Source organism: Henriciella sp. AS95, assembly GCF_038900055.1.
In the GTDB taxonomy this organism is placed as follows: Bacteria; Pseudomonadota; Alphaproteobacteria; order Caulobacterales; family Hyphomonadaceae; genus Henriciella.
In genome coordinates, this window is sequence record NZ_JBBMQM010000001.1 from 1 (window position 1) to 15,669 (window position 15,669).

Here is a 15,669-nt window from a genome sequence, read left to right on the forward strand (position 1 = left end):
CGACCACCCCCTAACCCCGCACCACGACACCCTCTCAAACAATACAGACTGGGCAAGCTGAGAAAATAGTCGGGGTTGCGAAAAAACCAGCGGCGAGATTGAATGGCATCTGGTCAGGGCGCGCTTAGTAGGCCTGATCGTGCGATCTGCTCATTTCTGATATCGGTTTCGTGAGCAATCGCGATGCCAATGGAGCCACACCTTATATGTCGCTGCCTGTAAAACGACCCGAGCTGACGGATGCGTTGCAGGCGTTCAAGCGCCGATTGCTCCAGCCTGGGCTATTCAGCCTTTTCATAAACATCCTGATGCTGACCGGGCCTCTCTACATGCTTCAGGTCTACGATCGCGTGGTGACGTCTCAATCGGTGCCCACACTGATCGCTCTGACGGTGCTCATTCTATTCCTGTACGCCTCTCTTGGCGTGCTGCTCTGGGTTCGTAGCGGACTTCTCAACGAAGCGGCTTCGAGTTTTGAGCGCGACCTTGATGCGGCGACCGTAGACGCCAGCATAGCGCTTCGTCTTCGTGATCCTGAAAACTTCGACGAAAGCACGGTCTCGCATCTTCGCAAACTGCGTAATTTTCTGGCAGGCCCTGTTGTCGCCTCGATACTGGACGCCCCGTTTACGCCGATTTTTTTCGTCATCCTCTTCATGCTTCACCCGGCATTCGGGTATTGGGGTTTGATCGGGGCAGCGATTCTGATTGCGCTCAGTATTCTCAATCAACGCGTCACGGCCGCTTCGTTACGGTCTACTCAGGAAAAAGAGGATGAAGCACAGTCGCGCGCGCGTGAGCTGTTTCGGAATGCTGAAGCCGCTGAGGCGCTGGGAATGCGGACAAGATTACGCGGGCAATGGGCTGCTTCGGGCGCGATATCTGATCAAGCCAGTCGGCACGCCGCCAGCATGTTGTCTGGGTTTGATTCCGTCACGCGCGCCTTTCGACTTTTCCTGCAATCGGCCATTCTGGGTCTCGGCGCCTATCTGGCAATTCAGGGAAGCGTAAGCTTCGGTGCCATGATCGCCGCCTCTATTCTGCTTGGCCGCGCCATCGCTCCGATCGAGCAACTGGTTGCATCCTGGAAATCCGTCGCCTCGGCCTACTCCTCCTGGAACCGGCTTGAGCGGACGATTTCGGCCGCTGGAGAACACACTCGTACGCCGATGGCATTACCGCCGATCACAGGGCGCGTCAGCGCTGAAGGCATTTACATTGTCGCGGCAGGATCACGCACGCCCATTCTGAAGGCTCTCAATTTCAAGATTGATGCAGGAGACGCTGTCGGAATCCTCGGGCCAAGCGCTGCCGGAAAAACCACGCTCATAAAGGCGCTTGCCGGCATTCTCCCTCCCACGACGGGTTCGATCCGTATTGATGGAGCGGAGCTACGAGAGTTCGACCCTTCAGTCCTGGGCAAGCAAATGGGTTACCTCCCCCAGCAAATTGAACTGCTCAGCGGCACCGTTCGCCAGAATATTGCAAGGTTCGATGAGGATGCGATGCCGGAAGACGTCATCAAAGCGGCCAAGTCAGCAGGCTGTCATGACCTGATCCTGAGACTGTCGGCAGGTTATGACACCGAGATCGGCCCCAGCGGATCCTACTTGTCGGCCGGTCAACGGCAGAGGATAGGATTGGCGCGCGCCCTCTTCGGAGATCCGAAACTGGTGCTCCTTGATGAGCCGAATTCAAACCTGGACCTTGATGGAGAAAAGGCCCTGCAGAACGCGATCGTCGCAATGCGCGAGAATGAGACGACCGTCATGATCGTCGCTCATCGCCCCCAATCGATCATGGCATGCAACAAGCTTCTCGTTCTCGATCAGGGCGAATTGAAAGCGTTCGGTCCGCGGGACGAAATTCTCTCGAGCCTGGCAGGCCAAGCACGAGGCGGAAAGCTCAGAGCGATCAGACCCGCGGAAACGTCGAACTGATGGCGATATCCCAACATGCTCAGGTCCGCACACAGTTTCGGACATTGTCTGCCAGACAACTGGTGATGATGGGGTGGGGTCTGATTATTATTCTCTTCGGCGGCCTGACGGCCTGGTCGATCTTTGCCCCATTCGAAGGGGCGGTGATCGCGCAAGGCCAGGTCGGTGTTGCAACGAGCCGGCAGGCCGTACAGCATCTCGAAGGCGGCATTGTCGACGAAATCTTCGTGCGAGAATTTGATCGTGTTGAACAGGGAGACCCTCTGATCAAACTCGACACAACGCAGATCGACTCACAGCTTCTTTCGACCGAAGCGCGGCTGTTCGAATTGCTCGGCGAAGAAGCCCGTCTGGACGCGGAGTTTTACGATCAAGATGACTTAGAAATTCAAAGAGAGATGGCCGAATATGATGATCGCTCAAAGATCCAGGGTATCCTGGATGAACAGACTGACCTGATGCAGACACGCCGACAAGGCATTGAGCGACAGATCGAGATTCTTCAGCAACGAGTGACCCAATATCAGGTTCGTATCGCCGGGATGCATCGGGAAATCGATACGAAGGACACTCAGCTCGCCTTGGCACAAGACGAAATCTCTCGCCTTGAAAAACTCTATGAGAACGGTCATGCCAGTCTGACCCGCATTCTGGGGCTCAAACGAGAAAAGGCGAGAGTGGAAGGCGAAAAGGAAGCACTTTCAGCTGAAATCGCCGCAACCAAAGTCCGCATCGGCGAAGCCGAGATCGAGATGCAGCAGCTCCAGCAGAACTTTCGAGAAGAGGTGCAGACCCGCAGCCGGGAAGCCAAAACCCAGATCGAGCAGTTAGAAGAGGAGCGCGCATTTCTGCTGGATAAAAAGCAGCGGACGATCATTAGAGCGCCGAGCACTGGGCGGGTTATCGGTGTGCAAGCTCAAACCGTGAGAGGCGTGATCACGCCGTCACAAGCCGTCATGTTCATTGTTCCTGAGCACGACAATCTCGTCGCAAGAGTTCAAATCGCGCCGACAGACATCGACAAGATATCGATCGGGCAGAAAGCAGTATTGCGTTTCAACTCCTTCAACCAGAATGAAACCCCGCAGATATCGTCGACCGTGCAGGATATCTCTGCCGATGTCTTCAGTGTCACGGAAACCGGGCAAACATACTACGAGGTCGTGGTCGAAATCCCGATGTCGGAGATCGAAAATATGCCTTCATCGCTCATCCCTGGAATGCCGGTCGAAGCGATGCTGAGAACAGAAAAACGCAACGTGATCTCCTACCTGCTCAAACCACTGACAGATTCGTTTTCCCGCACATTCCGAGAATGATTCAACCGATGCTTCAAGCGGGTGATACCGCTTCATAATGCTTGTCGTTGGGGATTGTATTTCGCAGGAAAGTCCGACAGGTTCGCTGCGTTGGAAGCCGCTTGAGCGTGCCTGTTCCGAACAGGCCTGAGGCAAATTTATGGTACTGAACTATCGGCCCGAAATTGATGGATTGCGGGCCATCGCGGTTCTTGGTGTTGTCTTTTACCACGGCGAGTTTGTTTTTCACGGCCTCGACATTTTGCCGGGCGGCTTTCTGGGCGTGGACATCTTCTTCGTCATTTCCGGATATCTGATCAGCACAATCATCCTGAAAGAAGCGCAGTCCACCGGTTTTAGTTTTTTGCGATTCTACAAACGGCGAGCGCGTCGCATCCTGCCTGCCCTGTTTCTGGTCCTCTTCGCGACCCTGCCTCTTTCCTGGATGTACATGCTGCCAGAGGCCGCAAAACAGTATGCAGGTTCGGCGCTATCGTCTCTGTTCTTCGGATCAAATTTCTGGTTCTGGAAAGAAGATAGCTACACTGCCGAAGCCAGCGCTCTTAAACCCCTTCTGCACACCTGGACATTGTCGGTTGAGGAACAGTTTTACCTCGTCTTCCCGGTCGTGCTGCTGGGTGTCTGGCGGTTCGCGAAACATTATATTGACGGCGTCATTGCCTGCGGATTGATCGTATCGCTAGTCGCTGCGGATTATGCCAGCCGGTCGGCACCAGACGCCAATTTTTACCTCCTCATCTTCAGGGGATGGGAGCTCCTGGCAGGTGCCATGTTGGCGAGTTGGCAAACATCTGGCGTGCAACGCGCGCAGGGGCCGTTTTCTGCGGCGGTACCGCCGATCGCCCTGGCGATGATTGTCGTCCCGATGCTCACATTCTCCGATGACATGCGACACCCCTCATACTTCACGGCCATACCCGTGGCAGGTACGGCGCTCCTGATCTGGTTTTGCAAACAGGGGGAGTTGATAACCGACGCGCTCAGCACACCGCCGATGCGGTTTTTCGGCCTGACGTCCTATTCATTCTACCTCTGGCACTTTCCGGCCATCGCGTTTCTTCACATTTATGAACCTGCATATACGCAGTGGATGATGCTGGCGGCGATTGGCGTTTCAGGAGCGCTATCCTTCTGCGCCTATTACTTTGTTGAACAACCGCTTCGCAAGCAACGCGTGACGCCGGACAAGGTTTTCTACCCGCTGATCACCGTCTGTTTTGCTGTTCTGGTCTCCATATTCGCAGCAATCTATTTCACCAACGGGCTGCCCAGCCGGCTTGGTGCCGCTGCGAACCTGTTCACCGACCTGCGGTCGCCGCCCATTCGTCAGCTCGGCGCCACGTGCGATCCACGTAACCCAATTCGCGTGTGCGAAGCTCCCGTTCCGAACGACGGACCGTCTCAAGGTGACATTATTCTGATCGGTGACAGCCACGCGATGGCGCTCACACAAGCGGCCATTGACTATGCTCATCGAAATAACCGCCAGCTGATCCGGATATCGACAGCGGGTTGTCCCTACATCATCGGCGTCTATTCGAAATTCAACGATGATGTCATCAAGCCGACCTGCGGGCCAGAACGCTGGAAGAAGATTCAGGCTTATCTGAAGCAGGCCTCGCCCTCGCTCATCATCTACTCTGCCAACCTGCCATTCTATCTCAACCGTGAATTCTACGACAATGGCGAGCGAGAGCCGAAGATTAGGGAAAACATGGTGACGCTTTCAGTAGAACCCCGATTTGAGCGCAGAGGTCTTACGGTCGCAGATCTAATTCCGAACACAATCAAGGATATGCTCAATATGGGACACAGCGTGGCCGTCGTGTATCCAATTCCTGAAGCGGGATACGATGTGCCGGCCGAGGTATTGAGCGCCCTTGCCAAAGTCCCGATGGACCAACGTCTAAAAACATTCCAACAGATGAAACTGGACACCAGCTACTCGACATACAGGATGTACAGACGCGACGCGAAAGCTGCGCTGGACAAAGTGCCCAACTCGGCTCGCATCATGCGCGTGTTTCCAAATCGCCTCTTTTGCGACCAAGAGACTGACAGATGCTCGGTTACGCAGGACGATAAACTGCTCTATTTCGATGAAAGCCACGTCTCAGTATTTGGTGCTGAACTCATTATGGATGAGATCGACCGAACCGTGAAAGGCCGCTTCCCATGACAATGTTTGCGGCTTGCCATACGTTCGCGTGCCGTGCCCGGTTTCGGTCAACGATGAGGCCATCAGACAGCTACCAACGAGAACCATCGCATATCGGCATATAATTGCCTCAGAACAGTTTACTCCAGAGCAGATAGACCGATACAGATTCTGTGTGGGACACATTACGGAACGTAACTATGGAATTTGATTTTTTTAGCGGCGTGCAAGCGGAGCTTTTGAACGCCTCACCGCGAAACAAAGGAAAAATCGGCGAACAACTTCGCTTCATTTTCGACAAGCTGATCGAGAGTTCAGGGGCCACGAGAGCTGTTGAAGTGGGCGCTTATGAAGCGAGCTTCGCCAAACGGTTCAAACGCCGCCATCCAGATTCCAATGTGATTGCTTACGAAGCAAATCCGAACGTGTTCGAACATTTCAAAAAGGAAGTAACGCGCACAGGCGTCGACTATCGACACCGCTGCGTCGGCCCGGAAAATTCCCAGATCGAGATAGCGATACCGCGCGACTTTCGAGGCATCCGACGTCCGGCCAACAACCAGATGGCGAGCTTGATGTCGAACCTGCACGCTGACGATGTCGACAAGGTTCAGGTCGACTGCGTCAGGCTGGACGATGATGTTCTGCCGTCACCAGAAGACGTGATTGCCCTCTGGGTGGATGTGGAAGGCGCGACGTCTCAAGTGTTTGGCGCCGCAAAAAAAACGCTGGAAAGAACCGCCGCATTGCTTGTCGAAGTTGAATCCCGTCCGATCTGGGAAGGTCAGTGGCTGGCAGCCGATGTTGATGCGTTCCTGCGTTCTTGCGGTTTCGTCGCGCTCGCGCGAGACACACAGCGCGTACACCAATTTAACTTCATCTATGCCAATCCTCGATTGGTTGACTTGAAACCATATGTCAGACTTGTGTCGAGATATCTCGCGGGCACCCACGTCTTCGCAAGCTGAAATCGGAATATTTGATGCAAATCGAAATTGATCGGCCGACCATCCCATCGACATTCACAGACCCGGAAAAGCACGCTGCAGCCATCTCTGCCCCTCGGACTGTGGTCGTTTTCGGCATGCCTCGCGGCGGCACCACCATGGTTGCCGGTATTTGTCAGCGGTGCGGGATTCACATGGGGTCTGACTTGCCACGAAATCTGGAAGATCAGGACTTCGTCGGCAAATCGCATGATCATATGATCAACGCCATCAAGCAAAGAGATCAGCAATTCAACGTGTGGGGATGGAAGTTCCCTCGGGCTGCGGCTTACTTGTCGGATCTGCAGAACGCGCTGCGAAATCCAATGTTCATTCTGGTATGGCGCGACGCGCTATCGGTTGCCACCCGAGGCGCGAAGAACACCGGGGACCTCAACAAATCCCTCTCGGTCGCTCACTCCATTCAGACGCAGAATCTCAAATTCGTTAGTCAGACTAGCGCGCCAATCCTGCATGTGTCCTACGAGAAGGCGGTCCGGCATCCAGTGAAGTTGGCTGAAGACGTTCAGGCCTTCACTGGCGTGACGGACGAATTGGACCATGATGACATCACGGCATTTGCCACACCAGGCACGTATAAGTAGCCGCTCGCTGCACCAGAACTCTATTCAGATTTAGCGGGCTCGACGCGAGAGCAGACGGTGCCGTTGGCCGACGTTCGGCCTGTCGGTTGATGGACGTCAGATACGTCGGTTTCATGCTTACCGGCGTAGCCAGGTTTGATAAGCGAGCGGTCTGTTCTAGCGCCGCGAAAGGGTTTCTCGAAGTGTGTTTGTGTTGTGCTCAAGACCGCGCTCGCGAATTCGCAGTAACTTTTGCCGCCGGTCCTGCAGCGTCTCCGACGATAAATCTGCCTCTGACACATCGAATGGTCGATCAGAAGGCACCAGGACCGGTTCAAAGCCATAGGCCTCACCGACATTCTCAGGACAGATCATCGGTCTGGCGGCGCCTATGCCAGCCAATACGCCGGAGGTAACTTTTTGGTGCAGATAATCTTGCCGTCCCTGAGGCAGCAGCGGCATGATGGCGTGACATCGGCTCAGACACTGGACGTATAGTCTGTATGGGACGCGACCGCTGCGTGCGTCGAGCGGCATCAGATCGAAACAGGCGTCGAGATCGTGGTCCTTGATGTCCTGTTCGAGACGAGCACGATCGGGCCCACCTGCCGCGATCGTGAACTTGACCGGTCTTGGCAAATTGCTGTGGGTCTTACGCAAAGTGTCGATCAATCCCTCAAAACCACGATTTGAGTAGTTAACCGCTCCTGGTATCAGAATATTCAAGACGCCCGGATCGGACTCATATTCATCGACGCCCGGAGGCAGGACTTCATACGCATAGTGAACATGGGCCCGGTCCCGAAGGCTTGGGACGGCGTCTTTCAGCTTATCGACCACATAAGGCGCAAGACAAAAGGCCGTCAGCCGTCCCGATTCAGCCAGTTGGATACAGGCTTCTGATGCGGCGAACAGTTTGGGATTGTGGATGACCCCCACCACATCACGATCGAATTGCTCAATCCACTTTGCAATTCCCTCGCGCTGCAGGGTGTTCATGAAGATAAACTTCGGATCTTCATCCACGACTCTTGAGGCAATTGCTTTCCAGCAGTGAGCGCCTTCCATTACAGGATAATCCACGTGAACGCCGGGATAGCTGAGCAGCTGAAACAAGTCGCCATTCTGTTTCAGAATTCGTCGATTAAAATGTGCGTTACAAGTTAGTCCGAGCTCCGCAAAGGACCGAAAGAAGCCGGCAACAACCTGTTCATGAACGGCCTCCATTTGCAGACAACTGATGTCTGCCGTCGGATTATCGGAGACTATCTGCGACATGCTCGCGGCGAATTTCGATTCAGTCGTCACACAAATTTCCTACTTACTTGGTCGGTCTCAACGCGCGACCATAGCCCCGTCAAAACGTAATGAAAGACATTCGGAGCAGGAAAAGTACCGGCCCGCCGGAGCGCTCATTCACCATGCCGCGACGCCTTTGAGTGAATTGACTTTGACAGGCGAAATTGCAATTCCATCGATCACTAAAACTCGATCCGTACCCTTACGGTGGGCGAACGATTCTCGCCAGCCGCCTCTCCATTGACCAAAGAGTTCAATTTCATGAAAAAAGCTATCGTCACAGGCGTTACCGGACAGGATGGCGCCTATCTGACCAAAAATTTGCTGACGAAAGGATACAAGGTGTGCGGCACCTTTCGTCGAACGAGCTCCACCAATCTTTGGCGCCTTGCCTATCTCGGCTGCCTGGATCATCCGAGTCTTGAACTCGTCGAATATGATCTGACGGATCCCGGCAACGCGATCGCCATCATCAATGACCACGAGCCCGATGAGATTTATAATCTGGCCGCCCAGAGTTTTGTGGGAGTCTCTTTCACTCAACCGGTGACCACGGCGCATGCCACCGGGCTTGGCGCCTTGCACCTGCTGGAAGCCATCCGCTTGTGCAACAATTCCATACGGTTTTACCAGGCATCGACCTCGGAGATGTTCGGCAAGGTTCGCGAAGTTCCGCAAAACGAAGAAACGCCGTTCCATCCGCGCAGCCCTTATGGCGTCGCTAAACTTTTCGCCCATTGGGCTGTCGTGAACTATCGCGAGTCCTATGACCTGTTCGGGTGTAGCGGCATACTTTTCAATCACGAATCGCCTTTGCGGGGCATCGAGTTTGTGACGCGAAAAATCACCGATGCCGTCGCTCGTATAAAACTGGGGCGCCAGAAGGTGCTGGAGCTTGGAAACATCGATGCCAAGCGCGATTGGGGCTATGCTGACGAATACGTCGAAGGCATGTGGCGGATGCTGCAGGTTGACGAGCCAGACACCTATGTCCTGGCAACGAACCGGACTGAGACTGTCCGCGAATTCGCTCACATGGCCTTCAAGGGTGCCGGTATCGATGTTGAATGGCGCGGACAAGGTGTAGAGGAAATAGGAGTGGATACCAGCACCGGAAATACGGTGGTTCAGATCAACCCAAAATTCTATCGCCCGGCCGAAGTCGATCTGCTGATCGGCGACGCAACACTGGCACGCGAAAAGCTCGGCTGGGAAGCAACGACCACGCTTGAGGACTTGTGCGCCATGATGGTCGAAGCCGACCTCAAGCGCGTCGCAAGCGAGGTTTCAACTTAGATGGCAAAGGTCTTCATCACGGGCGGCGATAGTTTTACCGGCACCCATTTGAGGGGTGCGCTGCACCAGCAGGGATACGAGACCTTTTGCTCCACAAATTCGGGGACGACCGGGTCAGAATGGTACGACTGCGACATAACTGATCGCTCACAGATCACGCGCGTCGTTGCCGACGTGCAGCCGGATTACATCATTCATCTGGCTGGCATTAGTTTCGCCGCTCACCCCAATCCCGCGGAAATCTACAACGCCAATTTATTCGGCACGGAAAATCTGCTTCACGCTGCGGCAAATGCCAGTCCGGGGGTTCGCAAGATTCTGCTGGCCAGTTCGGCCAATGTTTATGGCGTTACGGAAACTGAGGTGCAGGACGAAGCTTTGTGCCCGGCACCCGTCAATCATTATGCTGGCAGCAAGCTAGCCATGGAGCACATGGCCGCGACCTGGTTTGAGCGCCTGCCAATTATCCTGACCAGGCCGTTCAACTACACTGGCCGCGGACAAACCGAGACTTTTCTCATTCCAAAGATCGTCGCCCATTTCGCTCGTCGTGCTCCCACGATCGAATTAGGCAATATCGACGTATCCCGCGATTTTTCAGACGTGCGGGATGTGTGCGCTTCTTACATCGGGCTTATGGAATCGGGCGCGTCTTCCACGGTCGCGAACATTTGTTCCGGGCAGCTGACCTCGCTGCAGGACATCATTGAGCATTGCCGTGATCTCGCAGGCCATACAATTGATGTGACAGTTAATCCAGATTTCGTGCGCAAGAATGAGATCAAGAAACTATGCGGGTCAAATGCGCGTCTTCAAGCGTTGGCCGGGCCATTGGAATTCCGGCCAATTCGGGAAACACTGGACTGGATGTTATCGAGCCAGCGGACCTAATAGAACCAGTCCTCAAACTCGGCGAATTCGGTCTCGATCCGTGTCTGCTGATCACGCGTAAGGGCTTCCTTGTATTCAAGAACGATATTCGCAGAGACAAACTTCGCTCTCGTGTTCCGGTAGCGCAGGTTCTTGAGCAACAAGTAATCGATATCAAAAGGCTCACCGACCTGTGCGAAGATGCGCTCACACGTGTCACGGGCTGAAAAACACAGGGCCTCCAACGACACGGAGCAAACCCTGTCGAGATATTGAAGGCCGGTCTTGTAGCCCTCATAGCACCGGCGCATGTACCGTTTCTTCGGTTTGGCATAGCTATCCAGCCATTGATCAAAATCTGTCGTGTTGGCGCGTTTGAAGTCCGAGAACACGGACGCGAGAGGGTCTTTGTGGATCATGATGACGGGTGCTTCGGAACGGGCCAACACGTCGGAAAGCTCAGCGATGTAACGCGGTGTTTTATCGAAAATTCCTAATCCTTCCGGGACCACGCCGGCCGAAGACGCCAACCGTGAGTAAAACTCGTCGAAGCTGTCGGTGTCGCAGCACGCTTGAAGCGCATCAGGCGAGATCTGCCAGCCATCTTCCATGAAGCCATAAAAGGGATCGAGATCCGGAAATTCGCGCGGCGAAGACGCCATCAGTACGCCGCATTCGAAGCCTGACTCCAATTTACCGGTCTGACGCAGAAGATCGCTGAGCAAGGTCGTGCCCGAATGCTCCATTCCACAGATAATGGCTTTCAACATGGTGGTGTCCAACTAATAGATTGGCGGGGGCGGATGCAGCAGGTCGACGTTCTAGGACATCATGCTAGGGAATGCCAACGCATAGCGGCCTCAAGCTGCGACATTCCAAGACTGTGGCAACTGCAATCCAGCCTCGGTCAAAGCTTTGACCTGTTGGTGATGAATGGGGGCTGCAAAATCAACAAAGTCAGCCGTGGGCGGGGGACTTTTTGAGGCATTAACTCGACGTTGCAAACGCGATTCTGAATAACGTCGCACTTCTATATCCAGGAACGTCTCAATCCTGTTCAGCGTCTTCTCGCGATCATCTTCGAAGAACAGAATTTCAAGTTCTTCTTCGGAAAGCAAGGCTCTGAGGCGAGCGACATTTGAAGCATAATCCACATGGTCGCCCTCCTGTCCCATATTGTAAAAACGTTCAAAATCCCCTTTGGACCAGTTTGTCACATCCACACCCGACCCGGAGTATTCGTGGAAGAAGACGAGTTGAGACCACATACGCTTCAGCGGGTGCCGCAATGTGTAAACCACACGCAATTTGTCAGCGACTGATCTGACTTTTTCCCAACGCCCGGAGTCCATCACAGAGTAGAGGTTCGAGAAGTCTGCGCACCACTGACCATCGTGTCCATGCGCGAACAGACTTTCGTACCAGGCATCATTGTCCATGGGGTGGAGGTATCGCCGAGTATACCAGGAAAGATTGAAACGTACGCGGCGATTGAATCTCTCCGAATTGACGTTCGACACGACACGCTTGAACCGTTCAACCCGGTCTACCTGCCGCATAGGCGCGGACTGCCCATCCGGCGCGCAGAAATAATGAATTTCTTTTTCAGGCGTGAAGACAATTTCCGGGTGATCCTGCAACTGATGATGCAGCCAGGTGGTACCGGCTTTCATGGCGCCGACGCTGAGGAAAAGTTTTTCGATCATACTCGACTGAACCCGACCTATTTGCGCAGCAAACCACGCAAGTAGGTCTTGTAATCATTGTTATATTTTCCGGCCAGATTGTCGAGCGCGGCGTCATCGATGAAGCCCTGGCGCCAAGCCACTTCTTCCAGGCAAGCGATCTTGAATTTCTGGCGTTTTTCCAGCGTCTGCACAAAGTGCGAGGCCTCCAGCAGGCTGTCGAACGTGCCGGCGTCGAGCCATGCCGTTCCGCGCGGCAGGCGGCTGACTTGTAGCGACCCTTGCTGCAAGTACGCATCGTTCACGCTGGTGATTTCAAGTTCGCCACGCTTTGATGGCTTCACGTCCTTTGCAATATCGACGACCTGGCTGTCGTAGAAATAGAGCCCCGTGACAGCCCAGTCGCTCTTCGGCTCCTTCGGCTTTTCCTCGATCGAAAGCGCCTTTCCGGCATCGTCGATTTCGACAATGCCAAAGCGGTGAGGATCGCTGACCCGATAGGCGAACACGCGCGCGCCTTCTGTTAGCGCGCCGGCAGTCTTCAGCTGCTCGCCGAGCCCGGCGCCGTAGAAGATATTGTCACCCAGGGCGAGAGCACACGGGCTCCCACCGATAAACGCTTCGCCAATCAGAAACGCCTGCGCCAGCCCCTCCGGCTTGGGCTGCGTCGCATATTGAAGGTTCATGCCGAGCTTGCTGCCATCTCCGAGCAGGCCCTGGAACAGCGAAGCCGACTCCGGCGTGGTGATAATCAGGATGTCGCGGATCCCGGCCAGCATCAACGTGCTGACGGGATAGTGGATCATCGGTTTGTCATAGACCGGTAGCAGCTGCTTGGAGACAACACTGGTCACCGGATTGAGACGGGTGCCAGCCCCGCCAGCCAGAATAATGCCCTTCATGGGGTCGTTCCTTCACTGATCAGTCTTGCCACGCAGGCGCGTACGCTTTCGCGCCAGTCTGGCAGTTGAATTCCATAGTCCTGTTTGAGCCCTGCCCCGTCGAGACGCGAATTTGCCGGGCGCGCGGCCGGCGTTGGGTAATCGGCCGCAGGAATGGGTTTGGCGGTCGCGCTCGGTCCTCCAAGGTCTCCGGACACGGCAAAAACCTCCGAAGCAAGGCCATGCCAATTCGTCTCTCCAGACCCGCACAGGTGATAAGTTCCGTACCGGCCATGCCCATCCAGAATTTGGCGCGCGACAACGAACGTCGCGTCCGCAATGTCGAGCGCACTTGTCGGACAGCCATACTGGTCTGCCACAACAGACAGCTCGTCCCGGTCAGCGGCGAGCCGTAGCATCGTTTTGACGAAGTTGCCTCCGAAAGGGCTGTAGACCCAGGCTGTGCGCAGGATGACGTAATTGTTCATCGCGGCGCTGATCGCCTGCTCACCGGCAAGCTTTGAACGGCCATACACGCCGAGTGGGGCCGTTGGATCGGTTGCAACATAAGCGCCGTGCTTGCTGCCATCGAACACATAATCGGTCGAGTAATGAATGAGGGGCGTTCCGGTCTCAGCACAGACATTGGCCAGATGGGCCGGCCCGTCGCGATTCACCGCGAATGCAGCTGCCTCATCAGATTCAGCCTTGTCCACAGCAGTATATGCAGATGCGTTAATGACCAGGTCTGGTTCATGCGCCTCAAAGGCCGCCCGGATGGATGTCTCATCGGTGATATCAAGCGCGGGCCGGCCGAGGGCGACAACGTCAACATCGCCTCCGGCGCGCTCTACAAGCGCGCGCGCGACCTGACCTTTGTTGCCGATTACGAGAATTGTCATGCCGAAATCTCGTCTCAGCCCGTTTTCAGAAGGCCGAGACGCTCGCCGGCATAATTCTTCTCGCGAAGCGGGCGCCACCAGGTCTCATTATCGAGATACCACCGGATCGTCTTTTCGAGCCCACTTTCAAAATTCTCTTCGGGTTTCCAGCCAAGCTCCGTCTGGAGGCGCGTTGAGTCGATCGCGTAGCGGGCGTCATGTCCCGGGCGGTCGGTCACGAATTCAATCAGGTTGCGACGCGGCTTGTCGGCCGGCCTCAGGTCATCCAGCGTGTCGCAGATTGCGTGCACGACTTGCAGGTTCGTGCGCTCATTGTTTCCGCCGACATTGTACTTTTCACCCAACTTACCCTTCTGCAGGATAAGCAGAAGCGCGCGGGCATGGTCGCGGACATAAAGCCAGTCGCGGACGTTAGAGCCATCGCCATAAACTGGCAGCGTCTTCATCTCGAGCGCGTTCAGCGTGACGAGCGGGATCAGCTTTTCCGGGAAATGGTACGGTCCGTAATTATTCGAGCAATTCGAAATGAGCCCCGGGAAGCCATAAGTGCGCTGCCAGGCGGTCAGCAGATGATCCGATGCGGCTTTGGAGGCTGAGTATGGCGAACTTGGATCATAGGCTGTTTCTTCGGTGAAAAGCCCTTCATCGCCAAGCGAGCCATAAACTTCGTCGGTCGACACGTGAAGGAACCGAAAGGCATCTTTGCGGTCTGCGGATAGGCCTTCCCAATAGGCGCGGGCAGCTTCCAGCATGACAAATGTGCCGACGATATTGGTCTGGATAAACTCACCGGCTCCGGTGATTGAGCGGTCGACATGGCTTTCGGCGGCAAGGTGCATCACTGCATCAGGTTGGTGACGCTCAAAGATGGTATCCATGGCCTCGCGGTCGGCAATATCGGCCTTTTCGAACGCATAGCGATCATCATCGGCAACCAGCGCGACAGATTCCAGATTGGCCGCATAGGTGAGCTTGTCGACATTGACGACCTTGTGCTCGGTTTCTTCGATGAGATACCGGCAGACTGCCGAGCCGATAAAGCCCGCTCCACCTGTCACCAAAACCTTCATGAGATACCTCGTCCGCGATCGCGCGATGACGCGCTAGTAAACAAACCCGCTGTCAACTTCAGACAGTAAGGGTGCCACCTGATCCTTGTCAGACAGCGTAATGATGGCAGGGTCAACCTTCCAGTCGATGCCAAGCGACGGATCATCCCACCGAATATTCGCATCGCAATCGGGCGCGTAGTAATCGGTAACCTTGTACTGGAGCTCGCTATCGGGCTCAAGCGTGACGAAACCATGCGCAAACCCTTCTGGTACGAGGATCTGAACACCGTTTTCTGCGCTGAGCTCTGCGCCGACATACTGTCCGTAAGTGGGGGACCCGACGCGGATATCGACGGCGACATCATAGACGCTTCCGCGCGTACAGCGCACCAGTTTCACCTGAGCATGCGGGGGCTTTTGAAAGTGCAGTCCGCGCAGAACGCCCTGGGCGGCAGAGTAGGAATGATTGTCCTGCACAAAGTCGATATCAAGCCCCGCCTCTGACAGGGTTCGCTTGTTCCAGGTTTCCGAAAAGTAACCTCTCGCATCGCCAAAACGCTTCGGTGTTATGAGTTTGACTTCAGGAATATCCAGGGACTGAATCAAGGCGTGAGGCTCCGTTGCTAGAGGGCCCTTCTCTAACGTCCCATGCAGAAATTACCACCCGGACCAGTCGACTAATTGTAGTGCTATCGCT

The 15,669-nt window shown here is 55.0% G+C and carries 14 protein-coding genes; 7 read left to right on the forward strand and 7 right to left on the reverse strand.

The window, feature by feature from the left end; genetic code table 11:
* The first annotated feature begins 170 nt into the window (after window positions 1-170).
* The 5 genes from WNY37_RS00005 to WNY37_RS00025 all read left to right on the forward strand — a co-directional run bounded on the left by WNY37_RS00005 (window position 171) and on the right by WNY37_RS00025 (window position 7,008).
* Window positions 171-1,940, forward strand: a complete 1,770-nt coding sequence (locus tag WNY37_RS00005; RefSeq protein WP_342971401.1) for a type I secretion system permease/ATPase — start codon at window positions 171-173, stop codon at window positions 1,938-1,940.
* Entirely contained in the window at window positions 1,940-3,259 is a 1,320-nt protein-coding gene (locus tag WNY37_RS00010) for an HlyD family type I secretion periplasmic adaptor subunit (RefSeq protein WP_342971402.1), read from the forward strand. The genes WNY37_RS00005 and WNY37_RS00010 overlap by 1 nt, the downstream gene beginning before the upstream one ends.
* A gap of 139 nt (window positions 3,260-3,398) precedes the next feature.
* Window positions 3,399-5,438: an acyltransferase family protein gene (locus WNY37_RS00015; protein ID WP_342971403.1), complete on the forward strand. Its 2,040-nt coding sequence runs from the start codon at window positions 3,399-3,401 to the stop codon at window positions 5,436-5,438.
* Window positions 5,439-5,617: 179 nt separating this feature from the next.
* Entirely contained in the window at window positions 5,618-6,385 is a 768-nt protein-coding gene (locus WNY37_RS00020) for an FkbM family methyltransferase (protein ID WP_342971404.1), read from the forward strand.
* Between the two features lie 14 nt (window positions 6,386-6,399).
* Entirely contained in the window at window positions 6,400-7,008 is a 609-nt protein-coding gene (locus tag WNY37_RS00025; protein WP_342971405.1) for a hypothetical protein, read from the forward strand.
* Window positions 7,009-7,164: 156 nt separating this feature from the next.
* Here the strand turns inward: WNY37_RS00025 and WNY37_RS00030 are convergent, their stop codons facing one another.
* A complete protein-coding gene (locus WNY37_RS00030; RefSeq protein WP_342971406.1) occupies window positions 7,165-8,295 on the reverse strand; it encodes a hypothetical protein in 1,131 nt (376 codons plus the stop codon).
* Window positions 8,296-8,547: 252 nt separating this feature from the next.
* Between WNY37_RS00030 and gmd the strand changes: the two genes are divergently transcribed.
* A complete protein-coding gene (gene gmd, locus WNY37_RS00035) occupies window positions 8,548-9,582 on the forward strand; it encodes a GDP-mannose 4,6-dehydratase (RefSeq protein ID WP_342971407.1) in 1,035 nt (344 codons plus the stop codon).
* Complete coding sequence (locus WNY37_RS00040; RefSeq protein ID WP_342971408.1) at window positions 9,583-10,473, forward strand: NAD-dependent epimerase/dehydratase family protein; 891 nt, start codon at window positions 9,583-9,585, stop codon at window positions 10,471-10,473.
* Here the strand turns inward: WNY37_RS00040 and WNY37_RS00045 are convergent.
* The 6 genes from WNY37_RS00045 to rfbC all read right to left on the reverse strand — a co-directional run bounded on the left by WNY37_RS00045 (window position 10,470) and on the right by rfbC (window position 15,578).
* Window positions 10,470-11,222 (reverse strand): sulfotransferase, encoded by a 753-nt coding sequence (locus tag WNY37_RS00045; protein WP_342971409.1) that lies wholly within the window; start codon window positions 11,220-11,222, stop codon window positions 10,470-10,472. The two genes, WNY37_RS00040 and WNY37_RS00045, sit on opposite strands and share 4 nt — an antisense overlap.
* 90 nt (window positions 11,223-11,312) lie before the next feature.
* The gene (locus tag WNY37_RS00050; RefSeq protein ID WP_342971410.1) at window positions 11,313-12,158 is read right to left on the reverse strand and encodes a sulfotransferase; all 846 of its coding nucleotides are present in this window, start codon (window positions 12,156-12,158) and stop codon (window positions 11,313-11,315) included.
* Between the two features lie 17 nt (window positions 12,159-12,175).
* Complete coding sequence (rfbA, locus tag WNY37_RS00055; protein ID WP_342971411.1) at window positions 12,176-13,039, reverse strand: glucose-1-phosphate thymidylyltransferase RfbA; 864 nt, start codon at window positions 13,037-13,039, stop codon at window positions 12,176-12,178.
* Window positions 13,036-13,920, reverse strand: coding sequence for a dTDP-4-dehydrorhamnose reductase (gene rfbD, locus WNY37_RS00060; protein ID WP_342971412.1), 885 nt, complete (start codon window positions 13,918-13,920; stop codon window positions 13,036-13,038). Before rfbD ends, rfbA begins: the two co-directional genes overlap by 4 nt.
* 14 nt (window positions 13,921-13,934) lie before the next feature.
* Window positions 13,935-14,990, reverse strand: coding sequence for a dTDP-glucose 4,6-dehydratase (rfbB, locus tag WNY37_RS00065; RefSeq protein ID WP_342971413.1), 1,056 nt, complete (start codon window positions 14,988-14,990; stop codon window positions 13,935-13,937).
* Between the two features lie 33 nt (window positions 14,991-15,023).
* Window positions 15,024-15,578, reverse strand: a complete 555-nt coding sequence (gene rfbC, locus WNY37_RS00070; RefSeq protein WP_342971414.1) for a dTDP-4-dehydrorhamnose 3,5-epimerase — start codon at window positions 15,576-15,578, stop codon at window positions 15,024-15,026.
* Between the last annotated feature and the right edge of the window lie 91 nt (window positions 15,579-15,669).